This window comes from Pseudomonas sp. LH21, assembly GCF_036549575.1.
Taxonomy (GTDB): domain Bacteria; phylum Pseudomonadota; class Gammaproteobacteria; order Pseudomonadales; family Pseudomonadaceae; genus Aquipseudomonas; species Aquipseudomonas peradeniyensis.
Genome location: NZ_CP144367.1, coordinates 5,462,875 through 5,481,050 on the forward strand (window position 1 = coordinate 5,462,875; position 18,176 = coordinate 5,481,050).

Sequence of the window (18,176 nt, forward strand, 5' to 3'; positions counted from 1 at the left end):
GGTTCCTGAAAGGCCGCTCCCACACCTTGTCGTGGGAGCGGGCTTGCCCCGCGATAGGGCCCGCCCAGACACAATCCTAATCGGCTACAGGTTGCAGTTGCGCGTCACGCACCAATCTTTCCAACCCCGCCAGGTCAGGCACCCGCGCCACCTGTTCACCCACCTGCACTGCCGCCAGCTCCAGCCCCGCCAACGGCACATCGACATAATTCAGCTGGCTGTCGAGCTTGCACGAGCGCGGGATCCCCTGCAGCAGCAGCGCCAGGTAACGCAGCCCGGTATCGCCAAGGGCGTTGAGCACCACCACCCGCGCCCGCTCGCCGCAAGAAGTCTGCCCGCCACAAGCAGCCTCGAATCCGATCAGTGGCAGCCGCTGCTGGCGCCAGTCCACCCAGCCCAGGTGCCAGGCCGGTTCCCCTGGCTCACAAGCGATGACGCGGTGGCCGATCAACTCGGCCACCGCCACGTTGGGCAACACCAGGGTGCGGTCGCCCAGGGGCAGCAGCAACCCGGTCAGGCTGCTGCGCTGACCGGCGATATGTTCAAGCATGGGGTCGGCTCCAGTGGGCGATGCTCTGCAGCAGCACCGATTCCTGGTACGGCTTGCCGAGGTAGTCGTTGACGCCGATGGCCATGGCCCGGTCGCGGTGCTTCTGGCCCGTACGCGAGGTGATCATGATGATCGGCAGCTGGCTCAGGCGCTCATCGCGACGGATCCGCGTGGCCACCTCGAAGCCGTCCATGCGCGGCATCTCGATATCCAGCAACAACACATCCGGACGGTGCTCTTCGAGCAGCGCCATGGCATCGACGCCGTCCTTGGCCGTCAGCACGCTCATGCCGTGCCGCTCGAGCAGGCGACTGGTGACCTTGCGCACGGTCACCGAGTCGTCCACCACCATCACCAGCAACGGCCGCCGGGGCACCGGGCCAGTCAGCCCATGCGCCCCCTCGGCCACGCCCGGCAGCCGCGCCAGGCGCCGTTGCTGCCCGCGCAACTGGCCGAGCAGGTCGAGAATCAGCACCACCCGCCCGTCCCCCAGCAGGGTGGCGCCGGACAGTCCCGGCACCGCGGCGAACTGCGGGCCGAGGCTCTTGACCACGATCTCGCGGCTGGGCGAAAGGCTGTCCACATGGATGGCGAACGACTGCTCGTGGGAATGGGTGAGCAGCACCGGCAGCGGCACGCTCTGCCCCAGCAGCCCGGGCTGGCCGCCGCCCTGCAGCAGGTCGCCGAGGTAGCGCAGCGCGTAATCGTGGCCGGCATAGCTGTAGCGCGGCGGGTCGAGCCGGTAACAGGCCTCCAGCTCCGCCGGTGGCACACGCACGATGCCCTCGATGGTGTTCAGCGGGATGGCGTACTGCTCGTCTTCCACGTGCACCATCAGCGCCCGGTTCACCGACACGGTAAACGGCAGGCGGATCAGGAAACGCGCGCCCTTGCCGGGGCTGGACTCGATGCTCATCGAGCCGCCCAGTTGCTTGACCTCTTCATGGACCACGTCCATGCCCAGGCCGCGCCCGGAGATCTGGGTGATCTTCTCGGCCGTGGAGAACCCGGGACGCAGGATGAACTGCAGGATCTCGTGGTCGCTCAGGCGCGCCTGCGGATCGAGCAGGCCGCGCTTGATCGCCTTGTTGCGCACCGCCTCCAGCGGCACCCCTGCGCCGTCGTCGCTCATCTCGATGACGATGTCGGCGCCTTCGTGCAGCAAGTTCAGGTGGATGGTGCCCTGCTCCGGCTTGCCGGCCGCCAGGCGCGCCTCGCGGGCCTCAAGGCCATGGTCGACGGCGTTGCGCAGCATGTGTTCCAGCGGCGCGACCATGCGTTCGAGCACGCTGCGGTCGAGCTCGCCCTCGGCATTGCCGACCACCAGCTCGACCTGCTTGCCCAACTCGCTGGCCACCTGCCGCACCACCCGCTGCAAACGGGGCACCAGCCGCTCGAATGGCACCATCAGGGTGGCGGTCAGGCCCTCCTGCAGCTGGCTGTTGACCCGTGCCTGCTGCTGCAGGAGGCTGTAGGCTTCCTGGGCCCTCTGCAGCAGGGTTTCCTTCAGGTCGAGCAGGTCCGAGGTGGACTCGAACAGCGCCCGCGACAATTGCTGCAGCTGGGAATGGCGGTCCATCTCCAGCGGGTCGAAATCGTCATAGGCGTCACCCTCGAACTGGTGACGGCTGGAAATCCGCCCCTGGGTCTCGATGTCCAGGCGCAGCAGCTGGTCGCGCATGCGCTCCAGCGTGGTTTCCATCTCGTTCAGCGCAAACTGGGCGTCATTCACCTGCTGCTCGATGCGCCCGCGGATCACCGAGTGCTCACCGGCCAGGTTGCCCAGGTCATCGAGCAGTTCGGCATCGACCTTGACCATGTCACCCGCCCGCTCGGGGGCGGCGGCCGGGGTCTCGGCGGGAGCGACTTCGGCTTGGGGCTGGCCAGCGGCGCTGTCAGTCAGGGCGGCGCTGGAAAAGTTGCGGATGTAGTCGATCAGCGCCGTGGCCGCATGCAGCGGCTCGCCCAGGCGCGCCGCATCGAGCATGTGCGCCAGACGGTCATGGCAGTTCTGCAGCAGGCTGAACAGGGCCGGCGTCGACGGCAGGCGCCCGGCGGCCAGCAATTCGTAGAGGAACTCCAGTTCGTGGGCAAGGTCGCCGATAGCGGCAATCTCGACCATGCGCGCGCCGCCCTTGAGCGTGTGCAGGTCGCGCAGCAGGTTCTCCACCTCGACCGTGTTGCGCGGGTCGGCCTGCCAGCGCGCCAGGGACTCGGCGGCGCTCTCGAGGATATCGGAGCTCTCTTCGAGGAAAACCTCCAGCAGCTCCTTGTCGCCCTCGGTTTCTTCGTTGTCGTCCTGCGGCTCGGAGGCGACGGGAGGCGGGGCGCTGTGGCGGAACTCGCGCAATTCGCCCAGCAACGCCACCGCCGACAGCGGTGCCTGGCCCTCGCGCAGGCTGCGCAGCATTTCGGCCAGGGCGTCATGGCTGCGCCGGAGCAGCTCGAACAGTGCCGGGCTGGCACCCAGCCGGCGGTCCACCAAGCCTTCGTAGAGCAGCGCCAGCTCCTGGGCCAGCACCTCGACGGCGCCGATCGCCGCCATCTGTGCCCCGCCCTTGAGGGTGAGCACATCGTGCTGCAGCGCCGACAGCGGCGACAGGCTGTCCGGATCGGACTTCCATTGCCGCAAGGCCTGGTCGGCACCGTCAAGGATATCCCCGGCCTCTTCGAGGAACAGCTCGACCACCGCCGGGTCCGGCAACTCGCCTGGCGCCGGAAGCACCGTGACACCGTTCGCCCCGACCAAACCCAATGCTGCAGGGTCGAGGGCATCATCGAGCAGGCCATGCAGGGCCGCCAGGCATTCGGGCCGGGGATTCGGGTCCTGGCCGGCGGCTATCTCGTCGAACAGGTCGAGCAGCGCCTCATGGGCTTGCCGGGCGACGGCGAAGAAGCGCGGCGTGACGGCCAGGCTGCCCTCCTCCACCGCACCGTACAGGTCGAGCAGCCCTTCGCAGATCTCATCCACCTGCCACAACTCGGCCTGGTGCGCGCCGTGACCGAGGGTGGTCATCTCCTCGAGCAGCAGGTGCAACTCATGGTGTTGCGCGGGGTCGCCCTGCCAGTTGGCGAGCCGCGCCTCCGCATCGAGCAGGATATCCATGCCCATGGTCAAGAAAGTGGCCGTCAGCTGCGGATCGCGTCGGAGCCGGCGCGGCGGATGCGGCTCGGCCTGGAGTTGGGCCAACCGGGCGTCAACCGTCTGCCCGACCTGTTCGATCAGCCCGGCGGCCCCTGGGATCGGCGCCAGCGGCGTGCTGCCCAGCTGGGCCAGGCCCAGATGGAACAGCGCGCGCGCCGCCTCCAGCAGTTCGATCTCGGCCACTTGCAGGGGCAACTGGTGCCCCTTGTATTCACGCACCAGGCGGTCGAGGGCGGTGGCCAGTTCCGCCACCGGCATCACGCCGGCCATGGCGGCGCTGCCCTTGAGGGTGTGCAGGGCGCGTTGCAGGCTGTCGTTGACCGCGCTGCCCCGGCCGTCGACCGTCTGCAGGAACCCGTCGAGCCCGGCCAAATGGCCCTGGGCCTCGTTGCGGAAGATCTCAAGCAAGTGCGGATCGAGGCCATCGATACTGGCGCTGGCCGGTGTGTCGTTGAGCGCCAACGCATGCAGGTGCCCGGCCAGCTGCTCGATCTCGGCCGTGGGCGGCAATTGGCTGGCGGCGAAATCAGCGAGCAGGTCGGGCAGGCGCACGAACACCTGCTGCAGCGCCACCAAGCCTTCGGCGCTGAGCACGATGCGCCCTTCCAGCACCCGATTGAGCAGGTGCTCGGCGCCCCAGGCCAGCTCGGCCACGGCTTCGGCATGGACCATCCGCCCGCTGCCCTTGAGGGTATGCAGTGCCCGCCGCACCTCGATCAACGCCTCGCGCAGGCCGTTGTCGGCTCGCCAGCGCAGCCATTGGCGCTCGATTTCCGGCAGCAGCTCGCCAGCCTCTTCGAGGAACACCTCGCGCAACTCATCGTCGATGCCGTCCAGCGCCTGCTCACCGCCCGCAGCTGACGTGTCGCGCACGCACTGCACGCCCAGCGCGGCCAGGCTGGCGTGGGCCATGTCGATGAAGCGCTGGGCGTCGGCCAGCGGATCGGCCACCCGCCATTGCAGCCAGGCCTCGCCGGCACTCAGGGCATCGGCCAGGTGCGCCAGTTCGTCCGCTTGCGGCTCCTCCTCCAGGTGCACCAGCCAGCCTTGCACATAGCCCGCGCAACCGGCAAACACCTCGGCGGCGGCCGGCAGCATCAGCATCGCCAGCGCCCCGCGCACCTGTTGCAGCAACCCGGGCAGGGCTTGCAGACGCTGGCGTGACCAGTCGGACTCCAGGCAATCACCGATCAGGTCCTTGGCCTGCTGCAGCACGTTGAGCGCTTCGTTGAGCACCAGCTGGCGGATTTCGGCCAGGTCCGAGCCGGGCAGGCTGCCGGGGCTGATTTCCTCCAGCGGACCGACCATGCCGTTGAGGGTGGCCTCGACATACAGCAGTGCCCCGGCGACATCCATCAGCACCGCCTCGTCCACGCCGCCGTCTTTTTCGACCAGTGCCTGCAACGCCAGCACCTGGTCGATGATCACCCGTCGCGGCTGCTGGAAGCCCAGCACCGCCAGGGTATCGGCCACGTGCCGCAAGGGCGGCAGCAGCGCCTCCAGTGGCTCGCTGGGCGAGCGCTCGCCACCGACGAAGGGGTCGAGGCGGTCCTTGATGCGCATCAGGTCGTCGCACAGGGCCATCACCACCGAGCGCAGCGCATCGCGCCCGGGGCCGGCCTGCATGTGGTCGCGCCAGCTACCCAGGGACAGGTCGAGGTTGGCCAGGTCCGCCGCACCGGCCAGCCGTTGCCCCAGGTCACCCAGCAGGCTGCCCTGGGCCAGGGGTTCGGCACCGCGGCAGACCCGCAGCTGGTTGAGCAGCGGCATGACCACCAGCGGCAGGTCGTGGCGCGCGCCACGCAGGCGGTCCAGGTACGGCGGCAATTGCTCGAGCCCGCGGAACAGCGCGCCCAGGCAATCGCCACGCGGGCTCACCTGGCCGTCGGCCATGGCCCGCCCGAGCAGCTCCAGCTCTTCGGCCAGGCGCATCGCGCCCGGCAGCGCGAGCATGTGCAGGCAGCCGTGGACCTGGTGCAGGTTGTCGACGAAGAACGCCAGCATCGACAGGTCGCCCGGCTCCGCCGAGAAGCGCTCCAGGGCCTGGCGTGCCTGGCCCAGGCAATCGAGGATCGGCGCCTTGGTCCAGGCCAGGGCCACTGTGTCGTGACGCTCGCCGGGCGCGTTCAGGTTCGCCTCGTTCACGAGCGCTCCACCGGTTTGGGCAAGGTGAAGCCGGACACCGAGCGGCGCATCTCGCTGGCCATGCGCGCCAGGTGGCGGATGCTGTCAGCGGTGGCGCCGGAGCCGGCGGAGGTCTGCGCAGTGATTTGCTGGATCACCGCCATGGTGTGGGAAATCTGCCCGGCCGAGGAGGTCTGCAACTGGGCGGCGTCGGAGATGCTGTGGATAAGTTCGGCCATGGTCTGCGAAACGCCCTCGATTTCCGCCAGGGCCACCCCGGCATCCTGCGCCAGGCGCGCGCCGCGCACCACTTCGGCGGTGGTCTGTTCCATGGAAATCACCGCCTCGTTGGTGTCGACCTGGATGGTCCGTACCAGCGCCTCGATCTGCCGGGTCGCCGAGGAGGATCGCTCGGCGAGGCGCTGCACCTCGTCGGCGACCACGGCGAAGCCGCGACCGGCCTCGCCGGCCAGCGAGGCCTGGATCGCCGCGTTGAGGGCGAGGATGTTGGTCTGTTCGGCAATATCGTCGATCAGGCTGACGATGTCGCCGATCTCCTGGGAGGACTCACCCAGGCGCTTGATCCGCTTGGCGGTGTCCTGGATCTGCTCGCGGATGTTGTCCATGCCGTGGATGGTGTTGTGCACCACCTCGTTGCCCTTGTTGGCGATGGCCACCGAGCGCTCGGCCACCTTGGCCGACTCGTAGGCGTGGGCCGAGACCCGGTCGATCGACTCGACCATGTCGCCCACCGCCTCGGAGGCCTCGCTGATCTGCTCGGCCTGGTGCTCGGAGGCCTTGGCCAGCTGGCGGGCGGTGTTCTGGGTGTCCTGCACGGCGGCGGCGACCTGCTCGGCGCTGTGGTTGATGGTGGCCACCAGGTCGCGCAGCTGGTCGACCGAATAGTTGATCGAGTCGGCGATGGCGCCGGTGAAGTCTTCGGTGACCGACACGGTGACGGTCAGGTCGCCGTCGGCCAGCTCCTCGATCTCGTCGAGCAGGCGCATGATCGCCTGCTGGTTGCGTTCGTTCTTCTCGGCGGTCTCGCGCAGCTGACGGTGAGTGGCGCGTACCATCACCAGGCCGATGAGGATGATCGAGGCCAGCGCCAGCAGGCCGAGCACGTAGCCGCCGACGGTGTCCAGGGTGCGCCCGCCGGCCAGGTTCTCGAAACCGTTGGCCAGGTGCGAGGCCTCGTCGAGCAAAGTCTGCGACAGGCTGAAGATGTTGCCGGCGGCCTCGCGCACGCGGAACAGCTCGGGCGAGGTCTCGAGGATCTCGTCCACCGAGCCCGAGACGAACTGGAACAGCTCGGCGATCTCGGCCAGCCGCGCCCGGGCGTCAGCGTCCTCGACCCGGGTGACCTGAATCGTCGGGTTGCCGGCGAGCATGCCTTCGAGCACCTGGCCGAAGCGGCTGGCATCGCGGCCAAAGGCATCGGCGGCCTGAACCGAGGTCTCGTCGCCGGCGAGCACGGTGTTGACCGAGCCGAGAATGCGTTCGGCCAAAAGCAACTGGCGCTGGGCCACGGCCACCTGGTTGGCCGGCGCGCCGCTCTGCAGCAGGATCTCCACCACCTTCTCGTACTCGACCTGCAGTTGCGGCACGGTTTCGGCCAGGGTGGCCGCCACCTGGTGCAGCGACAGCACGGTCTGTTCGCTGGCGAGGATGGTGTCGGTGTTCTTGCGCAGGTTCTCCCAATCCTGGCGCACCGCGTCCATCTCGTCGCGCACCGTCACCGGCGCGGCGGGCAGGCCGGTGGTCTTGTCACCCTCGCGCAGGTAGCTCCAGCGCCGCTCGAAGTCGTTGCGCGCATCGCTGAGCAGCTTGAACGCCAGCGCCTTGCCCGCCGCCGCCTCGGTGGCGTTCTTGGCGATGCGCTGGGACAGCACGCGCAGCTCGCCGGCATGGCCGATGTACTGCTTGTCGTGGTTGGCCTGGGTGTTGAGGTAGGCGAAGTTGGCGAACAGCAGGACGATCGACAGGATCAGCACCACGAACAGCACGGTGATCTGCGCGGTGCTGCGCGGGCGCTGGGCCACGGCGGCCGGCGAGACGCCGGCGGTGGCAACTGAAGGTCCTGGCTTGTTCACGTCGAAAATCCTCTACAACGCCACATCGAGAAAACCCGGGGCCTGGGCCAGGGCGAACGGGCTGAAGATCGCCCAGTTGCGTTCACGGGGAAAATGGCCCTGCACGAAGGGCGCGGCCGCGCGAATCAGCGGCTGCGGCGGCGACAGCTCGAGGCTGCTCAGGACGAAGTGCTGCAGGCCGACCACCTCGTCCACCAGCAGCCCGGCGAACAGCTCCTCGTGGTCCAGCACCAGCACCCGCCGTTGCTTGCCCGTCGCCGCCGGGCCGAGGCCAAAGAACGCGCACAGGTCCATCACCGGCAACAGCCGCCCACGCAGGTTGGCCACCCCGCGAACCCACGGCTGCACGCCCGGCACCCGGCTGCTGCGGGGCTCGCGCAGCACCTCGGCAACCTCGCCCATGGGTGCGACGAACCACTGCCCGGCAATGCGAAAGCCGATGCCGCTCCACTGCTGCAGGCGGGTGTCCTGCGGTGGCTGGTCGGCCACCAGCAGGCGGCAGCGCCGGTCGATGTCCAGCAACAGCTCGAAGGCGGTCAGCGACGCGCCCTGGGGGCGGGTGGTCAAGCGCCGAGCACTTCTTTCAGCTTGGCGATCAGCGCCTCTTCCTCCACCGGCTTGGTCAGGAAATCGCGGGCGCCCTGGCGCTGGGCCCAGATACGGTCGGTTTCCTGGTCCTTGGTGGTCACCACGATCACCGGAATGGCGCTGGTTTCCGGGTCCTTGCTCAGTTGCCGGGTGGCCTGGAAGCCGTTCATGCCGGGCATGACGATGTCCATCAGCACGGCATCCGGTTTTTCCTGGCGGGCCAGGGCCACGCCGTCGGCGCCATTGTCGGCCTTGAGCACCCCATAGCCGCTTTTCTCCAGCCATTCGGTCAATCTGTACATCTCTGTCGGCGAGTCGTCGACAATCAGAATTCGGGCCATGCTGTTTCCCCATCAGGAAATAGAGACGCCGTCCGGCGAGGGCGGCGTCAGGGTGCGTTTGGGTCCTGCGCGGCGAAACCGGGCACGCAGGCACGGATCGCGTCGAGCAGTTCTTCCTTGCTGAACGGTTTGGTCAGGAACTGGTCGGAGCCGACCACCCGGCCGCGGGCCTTGTCAAAAAGGCCATCGCGTGAAGAGAGCAGGATCACCGGGGTGTCCTTGAATGCGTTGTTGTGCTTGATGATGGCGCAGGTCTGGTAACCGTCAAGGCGCGGCATCAGCACATCGACGAAGATGATCCGGGGCTTGTGGTCGACGATCTTGGCCAGGGCGTCGAAGCCGTCACTGGCGGTGATCACCTCGCAGCCGGCCTCGCCGAGCAACATCTGCGCGGTGCGGCGGATCGTGCGGGAGTCGTCGATCACCATCACCTTCAGGGGTTGTTCCATAGTTGCGCTTCTGCCTGGGAGCGAATTCGCCAAAAGGCCGTGCAGGCCATGTGCCTGGCCTTTTTAACACAGTCCCGAGGGCCATTCCATCCGCCCGCCCCTTGACCGTGGGCGCGCCCGGCGCCACCCTGAGCCACTTTTCTTTCGTGCCATCGCGGCCACCCGCCGCCAAGAGGAACTACCCCATGAGCGTTCGCCTCGGGATTGTCATGGACCCCATCGCGTCCATCTCCTACAAAAAGGACAGCTCGCTGGCCATGCTGCTGGCCGCCCAGGCCCGTGGCTGGAGCCTGTTCTACATGGAACAGCGCGACCTGTACCAGGCCCAGGGCAAGGCCCGCGCGCGGATGCGCCCGCTCAAGGTGTTCGCCGACCCGGCCCGCTGGTTCGAGCTGGACGAGGAACAGGACAGCCCGCTGGCCGAGCTGGACGTGATCCTGATGCGCAAGGACCCGCCCTTCGACATGGAGTTCGTCTACAGCACCTACCTGCTGGAGCAGGCCGAGGCCGAAGGCGTGCTGGTGGTCAACCGCCCGCAGAGCCTGCGCGACTGCAACGAGAAGCTGTTTGCCACGCTGTTCCCGCAGTGCACGCCGCCGACCCTGGTCAGCCGCCGCCCGGACATCATCCGCGCCTTCGCCGCCGAACATGGCGACGTGATCCTCAAGCCGCTGGACGGCATGGGCGGCACCTCGATCTTCCGTCACCGGGCCGGTGATCCCAACCTGTCGGTGATCCTCGAGACCCTGACCGCGCTCGGCGCCCAGCAGATCATGGCCCAGGCCTACCTGCCGGCGATCAAGGACGGCGACAAACGCATCCTGATGATCGACGGCGAGCCGGTGGACTACTGCCTGGCGCGCATCCCGGCCAGCGGCGAGACCCGCGGCAACCTGGCCGCCGGCGGACGCGGCGAAGCCCGGCCGTTGAGCGAGCGCGACCGCTGGATCGCCGCCCAGGTCGGCCCGACCCTGCGCGAGAAGGGCCTGCTGTTCGTCGGCCTGGACGTGATCGGCGACTACCTCACCGAGATCAACGTCACCAGCCCGACCTGCATCCGCGAAATCGACGCAGCCTACAACACCGACATCGGCGGCCGCTTGATGGACGCCATTGATCGCCAGTTGCAGGCGCGCTGACCGCCGACACGCGGCAAACCCGCGGAGTGGGGTATGATGCCGGTCCTTTTTCGCTGACCTGCGCCCTGTTTCGCGGTTGCTGGATACCTGATGACGCTGCCTGCCGACATCCCCGCCGACCTGCTGCCACCCCGCGTTCGCCCGGTGGACCGGCTCGGCTTCACCCTGTTCCTGGCCGCCCTGGTGCACCTGGCGCTGATCCTCGGCGTGGGTTTCACCGTGGTCAAGCCGGCTGACATCCGCCACACCATGGACATCACCCTGGCCACCTTCAAGAGCGAAAAAGCGCCCGAGAAGGCTGATTTCCAGGCCCAGGAAAACCAGCAGGGCAGCGGCACCCTGGAAAAGAAGGCGGTGCCCAAGACCACCGAGGTCGCGCCGTTCCAGGACAGCAAGATCAACAAGATCACCCCGCCACCGGCCGCGAAACCGGAAACGCCGCCTGCACCGGCGAAGTCGGTGGTCGCCACCCAGGCGCCGAAAACCCAGAAGGTCGAGCCCAAGCCGAAGGAAAGCAAGCCGCAGCCCAAGCCCGAAGCCAAGGTGCCGGACTTCGACAGCTCGCAGCTGTCCAGCCAGATCGCCAGCCTCGAGGCCGAGCTGTCCCATGAACAGCAACTGTATGCCAAGCGCCCGCGCATCCATCGCCTGAACGCCGCCTCGACCCTGCGCGACAAGGGCGCCTGGTACAAGGAAGAATGGCGCAAGAAGGTCGAACGCATCGGCAACCTCAACTACCCCGAAGAGGCCCGGCGCCAGCAGATGTACGGCAGCTTGCGGATGATGGTGTCGATCAACCGCGACGGCTCGCTGTACGAAGTACTGGTGCTGGAATCGTCGGGCCAGCCGGTGCTGGACCAGGCGGCCCAGCGCATCGTGCGCCTGGCGGCGCCGTTCGCGCCGTTCACCGGTGACCTGGCGGAATTCGACCGCCTGGAGATCATCCGCACCTGGCGCTTTGCCCGCGGAGACAAGCTGTCGAGCAACTGACGGCAAGGCTTGCTTGGCCCCTGTAGGAGCGGCCTTGTGCCGCGAAAGGGCTGCACAGCAGCCCCGGCGATTCTGCACGAGGCCAAGATCCTGGGGCCGCTACGCAGCCCTTTCGCGGCACAAGGCCGCTCCTACAAGGGGCACCGACAGCCACTCGCGCACCTTGCCAGCCCCGCCACCTGGCGCCACACTAGCGGACATGAAGACCCTCGCCCCCAGCTACCTAAAGCACCAGTTCCTGATCGCCATGCCGCACATGGCCGATCCGAACTTTGCCCAGACCCTCACCTACATCGTCGAGCACAATGCCCACGGCGCCATGGGCTTGGTGGTCAACCGCCCGCAGGAGCTGAACCTGGCCGACATCCTCGAGCAGTTGCGCCCCAACGACGAGCCGCCCGCCAGCACCCTGCACATCCCGATCTACCAGGGCGGCCCAGTGCAGACCGACCGCGGATTCGTGCTGCACAGCAACGACCGCAGCTACCAGGCCACGGTCGAGCTGGAGGGCCTGTCGCTGTCCACTTCCCAGGACGTGCTGTTCGCCATCGCCGCCGGCGACGGCCCGCGCAGGAGCCTGATCACCCTGGGCTACGCGGGCTGGGAAGCCGGCCAGCTGGAAGCGGAGCTGGCCGACAACGCCTGGCTCAACTGCCCCTTCGACTCCGAGATCATCTTCGGCCTGGCCAGCGACCAGCGCCTGGGCGCCGCCGCTGCGAGCCTGGGGATCAACCTCAGCCTGCTGACCAGCCAGGCGGGCCACGCCTGATGGCCGAACTGCGTCTGCTGCTGGGCTTCGACTATGGCACCCGACAGATCGGCGTGGCCGTCGGCCAGGTAATCACCGGCCAGGCCCGCGAACTGTGCACGCTCAAGGCCCAGAACGGCGTGCCGGACTGGAACCAGGTCGAGAAGCTGATCAAGGAATGGAAACCCGACGCCATCGTCGTCGGCCTGCCGCTGAACATGGACGGCACGCCCAGCGAGATGAGCGATCGCGCCGAGAAATTCGCCCGGCGCCTGCACGGCCGCTACAACCTGCCGGTGCACACCCACGACGAACGCCTGACCACCTTCGAGGCTAAGGGCGAGCAGATGGCCCGGGGCGGGCGCCACGGCAGCTACCGCGACAACCCGGTCGACGCCATCGCCGCCGCCCTGCTGCTGCAAGGCTGGCTGGAGGCCAACACTTAAATCCGCTTTGCCGCCGGCTGGAGCCGGCGCCCGCCTTCCGAGGAGCACGCAATGAGCCTACCCAATCCCGCCGACCTGATCCGGCAGATGGCCGTCGACCTTCGCGCCCACCTGGCCCGCCGTGGCATCAGCGAGCCGCGTTTCATCGGCATCCGCACCGGCGGCGTGTGGGTGGCCCAGGCCCTGCAGGCCGAGCTGGGCGACCAGGGCCCGCTGGGCACCCTGGATGTGTCCTTCTACCGCGACGACTTCAGCCAGAACGGCCTGCACCCGCAGGTGCGCCCCTCGGAGCTGCCGTTCGAGATCGAAGGCCAGCACCTGGTGCTGGTGGACGACGTGCTGATGAGCGGGCGCACCATCCGCGCCGCCCTCAACGAACTGTTCGACTATGGCCGCCCGGCCAGCGTGACCCTGGCCTGCCTGCTCGACCTGGATGCCGGCGAACTGCCGATCCGGCCGAATGTACTCGGCGCCACCCTGTCCCTGGCCGCCCATGAACGGGTAAAATTGACCGGACCCACGCCGCTCGCCCTCGAGCGCCAGGACCTCGCTCCCGCTTCCGCCCTTTAAGAGTCCCCCGCGATGACGCCATTCGACGCCAAGCGCCCGCTGCAGCTCAATGACCAGGGCCAGCTGCGCCACTTCCTCTCGCTCGACGGTTTGCCCCGCGAACTGCTCACCGAGATCCTCGACACCGCCGACTCGTTCCTCGAAGTCGGCGCCCGGGCCGTGAAGAAAGTCCCGTTGCTGCGCGGCAAGACCGTGTGCAACGTGTTCTTCGAGAATTCCACCCGTACCCGCACCACCTTCGAACTGGCCGCCCAGCGCCTGTCGGCCGACGTGATCAGCCTGAACGTGTCGACTTCCTCTACCAGCAAGGGCGAGACCCTGTTCGACACCCTGCGCAACCTGGAGGCCATGGCCGCCGACATGTTCGTCGTGCGCCACTCCGATTCCGGCGCCGCCCACTTCATCGCCGAGCATGTGTGCCCGGACGTGGCAGTGATCAACGGCGGTGACGGCCGCCACGCCCACCCGACCCAGGGCATGCTCGACATGCTCACCATTCGTCGGCACAAGGGCGGTTTCGAAAACCTCTCCGTGGCCATCGTCGGCGACATCCTGCACTCGCGGGTGGCCCGCTCGGACATGCTCGCGCTCAAGGCGCTGGGCTGCCCGGACATCCGCGTGATCGGCCCGAAGACGCTGATCCCGATCGGTATCGAGCAGTACGGGGTGAAGGTCTACACCGACCTCGCCGAAGGCCTCAAGGACGTCGACGTGGTGATCATGCTGCGCCTGCAGCGCGAGCGCATGGCCGGTGGCCTGCTGCCCAGCGAGGGCGAGTTCTACCGCCTGTTCGGCCTGACCACCGCGCGCCTGGCCGGGGCCAAGCCGGATGCCATCGTCATGCACCCGGGCCCGATCAACCGCGGCGTGGAAATCGAATCGGCGGTGGCCGACGGCCAGCACTCGGTGATCCTCAACCAGGTCACCTATGGCATCGCCGTGCGCATGGCCGTGCTGTCCATGGCCATGAGCGGACAGAACGCGCAACGTCAATTCGACCAGGAGAACGCCCAGTGACCATCAGCATTATCGGCGCCCGGGTCATCGATCCTGCCAGCGGCCTGGACCGCATCACCGACCTGCACCTGGACGGCGGCCGTATTGCCGCCATCGGCGCGGCGCCGGCCGGCTTCGACGCCAGCCGCACGATCCAGGCCGACGGCCTGGTGGCCGCCCCGGGCCTGGTCGACCTCGGTGTTTCCCTGCGCGAGCCGGGCTACAGCCGCAAGGGCAACATCGCCAGCGAAACCCGTGCCGCCGTGGCCGGCGGCGTCACCAGCCTGTGCTGCCCACCGCAGACCAAGCCGGTGCTGGACACCTCGGCGGTGGCCGAACTGATCCTCGATCGCGCCCGCGAGGCGGCCAACAGCAAGGTCTACCCGATCGGCGCCCTGACCAAGGGCCTGGAAGGCGAGCAACTGGCCGAACTGGTGGCCCTGCGCGACACCGGTTGCGTGGCCTTCGGCAACGGCCTCAAGGAAATCCCCAACAACCGCACCCTGGCCCGAGCCCTGGAATACGCGGCGACCTTCGACCTGACCGTGGTGTTCCACTCCCAGGACCGCGACCTGTCGCAAGGCGGCCTGGCCCACGAAGGCCCGATGGCCAGCTTCCTCGGCCTGCCGGGCATCCCGGAAACCGCCGAGACCGTGGCCCTGGCCCGTAACCTGCTGCTGGTCGAGCAGACCGGCGTGCGCGCCCACTTCACCCAGATCACCAGCGCCCGCGGCGCCCGGCTGATCGCCCAGGCCCAGGCGCTGGGGCTGCCGGTCACCGCCGACGTGGCGCTGTACCAGCTGATCCTCACCGACGAAGCGCTGCGCGACTTCTCCAGCCTGTACCACGTGCAGCCGCCACTGCGCACCGCCGCCGACCGCGATGGCCTGCGAGAAGCGGTGAAGTCCGGGGTGATCCAGGCAATTTCCAGCCACCATCAGCCCCACGAACGTGATGCCAAGCTGGCGCCGTTCGGTGCCACCGAGCCGGGGATCAGCAGCGTGGAACTGCTGCTGCCGTTGGCCATGACCCTGGTCGAGGACGGCCTGCTCGACCTGCCGACCCTGCTGGCGCGCCTGAGCAGCGGCCCGGCCGCTGCGATGCGCCTGCCAGCCGGCGAGCTGAAGGTGGGTGGCGCGGCGGACCTGGTGCTGTTCGATCCGAAAGCGTCCACTGTTGCCGGCGAGCAGTGGTTCTCTCGCGGCGCGAACTGCCCGTTCATCGGCCACTGCCTGCCGGGCGCGGTGCGTTATACCTTGGTCGACGGGCACGTCTGCTTTGAGGCCTGAGTAACGCCCATCGCGGGGCAAGCCCGCTCCCACGCGCTCGCGTGGGAGCGGGCTTGCCCCGCGATCGTTTCGGAAACATCCTGTCTTGCTCGCCGCTCATCCCCTGCGGTTGAAATCCTTCCCCCCTCCCCCCATATGAGTCTGCATCAGGCATTTTCGCCCCGCTGCGTGGAGACTCTCCCTTGACTACCATCGTTTCTGTCCGCCGTAACGGCAAAGTCGTCATGGGCGGCGACGGCCAGGTTTCCCTCGGCAACACCGTGATGAAAGGCAACGCCAAGAAAGTCCGTCGCCTGTACAACGGCCAGGTCATCGCCGGCTTCGCCGGTGCCACCGCCGATGCCTTCACCCTGTTCGAGCGCTTCGAAGCCCAGCTGCAGAAACACTCCGGCCACCTGGTGCGTGCTGCCGTCGAGCTGGCCAAGGAATGGCGTACCGACCGCTCCCTGAGCCGCCTGGAAGCCATGCTGGCCGTGGCCAACAAGGACGCCTCCCTGATCATCACCGGCAACGGCGACGTGGTCGAACCCGAGGACGGCCTGATCGCCATGGGTTCCGGCGGTGGCTACGCCCAGGCCGCTGCCCGCGCATTGCTGAACAAGACTGACCTGTCGGCCCGTGAAATCACCGAGGCCGCCCTGAACATCGCCGGCGACATCTGCGTGTTCACCAACCACAACCTGACCATCGAGGAGCAGGACCTGGCCGAGTGAATCAGTTGTTTTGGCGCCCCGCTCCCAGCGGGACTTTTCCACACTGATTACTCTGCTCGAGGACCACATTCATCATGTCCATGACCCCCCGCGAAATCGTCCACGAACTCAACCGCCACATCATCGGCCAGGATGACGCCAAGCGCGCCGTCGCCATTGCCCTGCGCAACCGCTGGCGGCGCATGCAGCTCCCAGCCGAGCTGCGTGCCGAAGTGACGCCCAAGAACATCCTGATGATCGGCCCCACCGGTGTCGGCAAGACCGAGATCGCCCGCCGCCTGGCCAAGCTGGCCAATGCGCCGTTCATCAAGGTCGAAGCGACCAAGTTCACCGAAGTCGGCTACGTTGGCCGTGACGTCGAGTCGATCATCCGCGATCTGGCCGACGCCGCGCTGAAGATGCTGCGCGAGCAGGAAATCGTCCGCGTGCGCCACCGCGCCGAGGACGCCGCCGAAGACCGCATTCTCGACGCCCTGCTGCCGCAGGCGCGGGTCAGCAGCTTCAGCGAGGAAGCCCAGCAAAGCAGTGCCGACTCCAACACCCGCCAGCTGTTCCGCAAGCGCCTGCGCGAAGGCCAGCTGGACGACAAGGAAATCGAGATCGAAGTCGCCGAGAACATGGGCGTCGAGATCGCCGCGCCGCCCGGCATGGAAGAGATGACCAACCAGCTGCAGAGCCTGTTCGCCAACATGGGCAAGGGCAAGCGCAAGACCCGCAAGCTGAAGGTCAAGGAAGCGCTGAAGATGGTCCGCGACGAAGAAGCGAGCCGTCTGGTCAACGAGGAAGAGCTCAAGGCCAAGGCCCTGGAAGCGGTCGAGCAGCACGGCATCGTGTTCATCGACGAGATCGACAAGGTGGCCAAGCGCGGCAATGTCGGCGGCGCCGATGTCTCCCGTGAAGGCGTGCAGCGCGACCTGCTGCCGCTGATCGAGGGCTGCACCGTCAACACCAAGCTGGGCATGGTCAAGACCGACCACATCCTGTTCATCGCCTCGGGCGCGTTCCACCTGAGCAAGCCGAGCGACCTGGTGCCCGAGCTGCAGGGCCGCCTGCCGATCCGTGTCGAGCTCAAGGCGCTGACCCCGGAAGACTTCGAGCGTATCCTCAAGGAGCCGCACGCCTCGTTGACCGAACAGTACAGCGCCCTGCTCAAGACCGAGGGCCTGAACATCGAGTTCGCCGACGAAGGCCTCAAGCGCCTGGCCGAAATCGCCTACCAGGTCAACGAGAAGACCGAGAACATCGGTGCCCGCCGCCTGCATACCCTGCTTGAGCGCCTGCTCGAAGAGGTGTCGTTCAGCGCCGGCGACCTGGCCAGCGCCCACGACGAGACGCCGATCCACATCGACGCCGCCTATGTGAACAGCCACTTGGGTGAGCTGGCGCAGAACGAAGACCTGTCGCGTTACATCCTGTAAGACCGCTGGGGGCCGCTGCGCGGCCCATTCGCGGCACAAGGCCGCTCCTACAGGGGGATTGCATTCTCCTTGTAGGAGCGGCCTTGTGCCGCGAATGGGCTGCGTAGCAGCCCCCTTGCACAATGCCTGGAATCACTCGAAGCTTGCAGCTTGAAGCCAAAGAGAGATTCGCCCATGGCCCGCCTACCCACCGCCATCAACCTGCACAAAGCCTCCAAGACCCTCACCCTCACCTACGCCCCCGGCGAGGTCTACCACCTGCCCGCCGAATTCCTGCGCGTGCACTCCCCCTCCGCCGAGGTCCAGGGCCACGGCAACCCCATCCTGCAATTTGGCAAGATCAACGTCGGTCTCAGCGGCCTGGAACCAGCCGGTCAATATGCACTGAAACTGACCTTCGACGACGGCCATGACTCCGGATTGTTCACCTGGGAGTACCTTGAGCAGTTATGCCTGCGCCAGGAGCAGCTGTGGGCCGATTACCTCGACGAATTGCACAAGGCCGGCAAATCCCGCGACCCATCCGAATCGGTGGTGAAATTGATGCTCTAGCTCAAGGCTCGCAGGCTTTAGTGCG

16 protein-coding genes are annotated in these 18,176 nt (G+C 67.5%); 10 read left to right on the forward strand and 6 right to left on the reverse strand.

The genetic code is table 11. The features are described 5' to 3' along the window. Window positions 1–76: 76 nt before the first annotated feature. The 6 genes from VUG52_RS24900 to pilG all read right to left on the reverse strand — a co-directional run bounded on the left by VUG52_RS24900 (window position 77) and on the right by pilG (window position 9,290). Window positions 77–550 carry a chemotaxis protein CheW gene (locus tag VUG52_RS24900; RefSeq protein ID WP_262951299.1) on the reverse strand — a complete coding sequence of 158 codons (474 nt, stop codon included), beginning with the start codon at window positions 548–550 and terminating at the stop codon, window positions 77–79. Continuing rightward, window positions 543–5,840, reverse strand: coding sequence for an Hpt domain-containing protein (locus VUG52_RS24905; protein WP_331832210.1), 5,298 nt, complete (start codon window positions 5,838–5,840; stop codon window positions 543–545). The genes VUG52_RS24900 and VUG52_RS24905 overlap by 8 nt, the downstream gene beginning before the upstream one ends. Then, window positions 5,837–7,861, reverse strand: a complete 2,025-nt coding sequence (locus tag VUG52_RS24910; protein WP_156329677.1) for a methyl-accepting chemotaxis protein — start codon at window positions 7,859–7,861, stop codon at window positions 5,837–5,839. Before VUG52_RS24910 ends, VUG52_RS24905 begins: the two co-directional genes overlap by 4 nt. 63 nt (window positions 7,862–7,924) lie before the next feature. After that, complete coding sequence (locus tag VUG52_RS24915; protein WP_050707242.1) at window positions 7,925–8,479, reverse strand: chemotaxis protein CheW; 555 nt, start codon at window positions 8,477–8,479, stop codon at window positions 7,925–7,927. After that, on the reverse strand, window positions 8,476–8,841 hold the full coding sequence (pilH, locus tag VUG52_RS24920; protein WP_028688352.1) for a twitching motility response regulator PilH: 366 nt from the start codon (window positions 8,839–8,841) through the stop codon (window positions 8,476–8,478). Before pilH ends, VUG52_RS24915 begins: the two co-directional genes overlap by 4 nt. Before the next feature lie 47 nt (window positions 8,842–8,888). Next, window positions 8,889–9,290, reverse strand: a complete 402-nt coding sequence (gene pilG / locus VUG52_RS24925; protein WP_186715946.1) for a twitching motility response regulator PilG — start codon at window positions 9,288–9,290, stop codon at window positions 8,889–8,891. Between the two features lie 185 nt (window positions 9,291–9,475). Here pilG and gshB point away from each other — a divergent pair, with 185 nt between their 5' ends. The 10 genes from gshB (at window position 9,476) to VUG52_RS24975 (ending at window position 18,151) form a co-directional block, all read left to right on the forward strand. Continuing rightward, window positions 9,476–10,429, forward strand: coding sequence for a glutathione synthase (gene gshB / locus VUG52_RS24930; protein WP_050707244.1), 954 nt, complete (start codon window positions 9,476–9,478; stop codon window positions 10,427–10,429). 90 nt (window positions 10,430–10,519) lie between these two features. Continuing rightward, window positions 10,520–11,419: an energy transducer TonB gene (locus VUG52_RS24935; protein ID WP_186733323.1), complete on the forward strand. Its 900-nt coding sequence runs from the start codon at window positions 10,520–10,522 to the stop codon at window positions 11,417–11,419. Window positions 11,420–11,618: 199 nt separating this feature from the next. Further along, complete coding sequence (locus VUG52_RS24940; protein ID WP_331832211.1) at window positions 11,619–12,188, forward strand: YqgE/AlgH family protein; 570 nt, start codon at window positions 11,619–11,621, stop codon at window positions 12,186–12,188. Next, a complete protein-coding gene (gene ruvX, locus VUG52_RS24945) occupies window positions 12,188–12,613 on the forward strand; it encodes a Holliday junction resolvase RuvX (RefSeq protein ID WP_262951296.1) in 426 nt (141 codons plus the stop codon). The genes VUG52_RS24940 and ruvX overlap by 1 nt, the downstream gene beginning before the upstream one ends. Before the next feature lie 51 nt (window positions 12,614–12,664). Then, the gene (gene pyrR / locus VUG52_RS24950; protein WP_050707247.1) at window positions 12,665–13,183 is read left to right on the forward strand and encodes a bifunctional pyr operon transcriptional regulator/uracil phosphoribosyltransferase PyrR; all 519 of its coding nucleotides are present in this window, start codon (window positions 12,665–12,667) and stop codon (window positions 13,181–13,183) included. Between the two features lie 12 nt (window positions 13,184–13,195). After that, complete coding sequence (locus tag VUG52_RS24955; RefSeq protein ID WP_050707248.1) at window positions 13,196–14,200, forward strand: aspartate carbamoyltransferase catalytic subunit; 1,005 nt, start codon at window positions 13,196–13,198, stop codon at window positions 14,198–14,200. Continuing rightward, window positions 14,197–15,468, forward strand: coding sequence for a dihydroorotase (locus tag VUG52_RS24960; protein WP_050707249.1), 1,272 nt, complete (start codon window positions 14,197–14,199; stop codon window positions 15,466–15,468). The genes VUG52_RS24955 and VUG52_RS24960 overlap by 4 nt, the downstream gene beginning before the upstream one ends. A 182-nt stretch (window positions 15,469–15,650) precedes the next feature. Continuing rightward, window positions 15,651–16,181 carry an ATP-dependent protease subunit HslV gene (gene hslV / locus VUG52_RS24965; protein WP_011536056.1) on the forward strand — a complete coding sequence of 177 codons (531 nt, stop codon included), beginning with the start codon at window positions 15,651–15,653 and terminating at the stop codon, window positions 16,179–16,181. Between the two features lie 74 nt (window positions 16,182–16,255). Next, window positions 16,256–17,599: an ATP-dependent protease ATPase subunit HslU gene (hslU, locus tag VUG52_RS24970; protein ID WP_050707250.1), complete on the forward strand. Its 1,344-nt coding sequence runs from the start codon at window positions 16,256–16,258 to the stop codon at window positions 17,597–17,599. Window positions 17,600–17,773: 174 nt separating this feature from the next. Continuing rightward, window positions 17,774–18,151, forward strand: a complete 378-nt coding sequence (locus tag VUG52_RS24975) for a gamma-butyrobetaine hydroxylase-like domain-containing protein (RefSeq protein WP_046853917.1) — start codon at window positions 17,774–17,776, stop codon at window positions 18,149–18,151. Window positions 18,152–18,176: the final 25 nt, after the last annotated feature.

What these genes read in the sequence shown, in the direction of transcription:
- gshB (WP_050707244.1), top strand. Translation starts at nt 9,476, where the DNA reads ATGAGCGTTCGCCTCGGGATTGTCATGGACCCCATCGCGTCCATCTCC.
- pilH (WP_028688352.1), bottom strand. Translation starts at nt 8,841, where the DNA reads ATGGCCCGAATTCTGATTGTCGACGACTCGCCGACAGAGATGTACAGA.
- pyrR (WP_050707247.1), top strand. Translation starts at nt 12,665, where the DNA reads ATGAGCCTACCCAATCCCGCCGACCTGATCCGGCAGATGGCCGTCGAC.
- pilG (WP_186715946.1), bottom strand. Translation starts at nt 9,290, where the DNA reads ATGGAACAACCCCTGAAGGTGATGGTGATCGACGACTCCCGCACGATC.
- VUG52_RS24900 (WP_262951299.1), bottom strand. Translation starts at nt 550, where the DNA reads ATGCTTGAACATATCGCCGGTCAGCGCAGCAGCCTGACCGGGTTGCTG.
- VUG52_RS24940 (WP_331832211.1), top strand. Translation starts at nt 11,619, where the DNA reads ATGAAGACCCTCGCCCCCAGCTACCTAAAGCACCAGTTCCTGATCGCC.
- ruvX (WP_262951296.1), top strand. Translation starts at nt 12,188, where the DNA reads ATGGCCGAACTGCGTCTGCTGCTGGGCTTCGACTATGGCACCCGACAG.
- VUG52_RS24935 (WP_186733323.1), top strand. Translation starts at nt 10,520, where the DNA reads ATGACGCTGCCTGCCGACATCCCCGCCGACCTGCTGCCACCCCGCGTT.
- VUG52_RS24955 (WP_050707248.1), top strand. Translation starts at nt 13,196, where the DNA reads ATGACGCCATTCGACGCCAAGCGCCCGCTGCAGCTCAATGACCAGGGC.
- VUG52_RS24975 (WP_046853917.1), top strand. Translation starts at nt 17,774, where the DNA reads ATGGCCCGCCTACCCACCGCCATCAACCTGCACAAAGCCTCCAAGACC.
- hslU (WP_050707250.1), top strand. Translation starts at nt 16,256, where the DNA reads ATGTCCATGACCCCCCGCGAAATCGTCCACGAACTCAACCGCCACATC.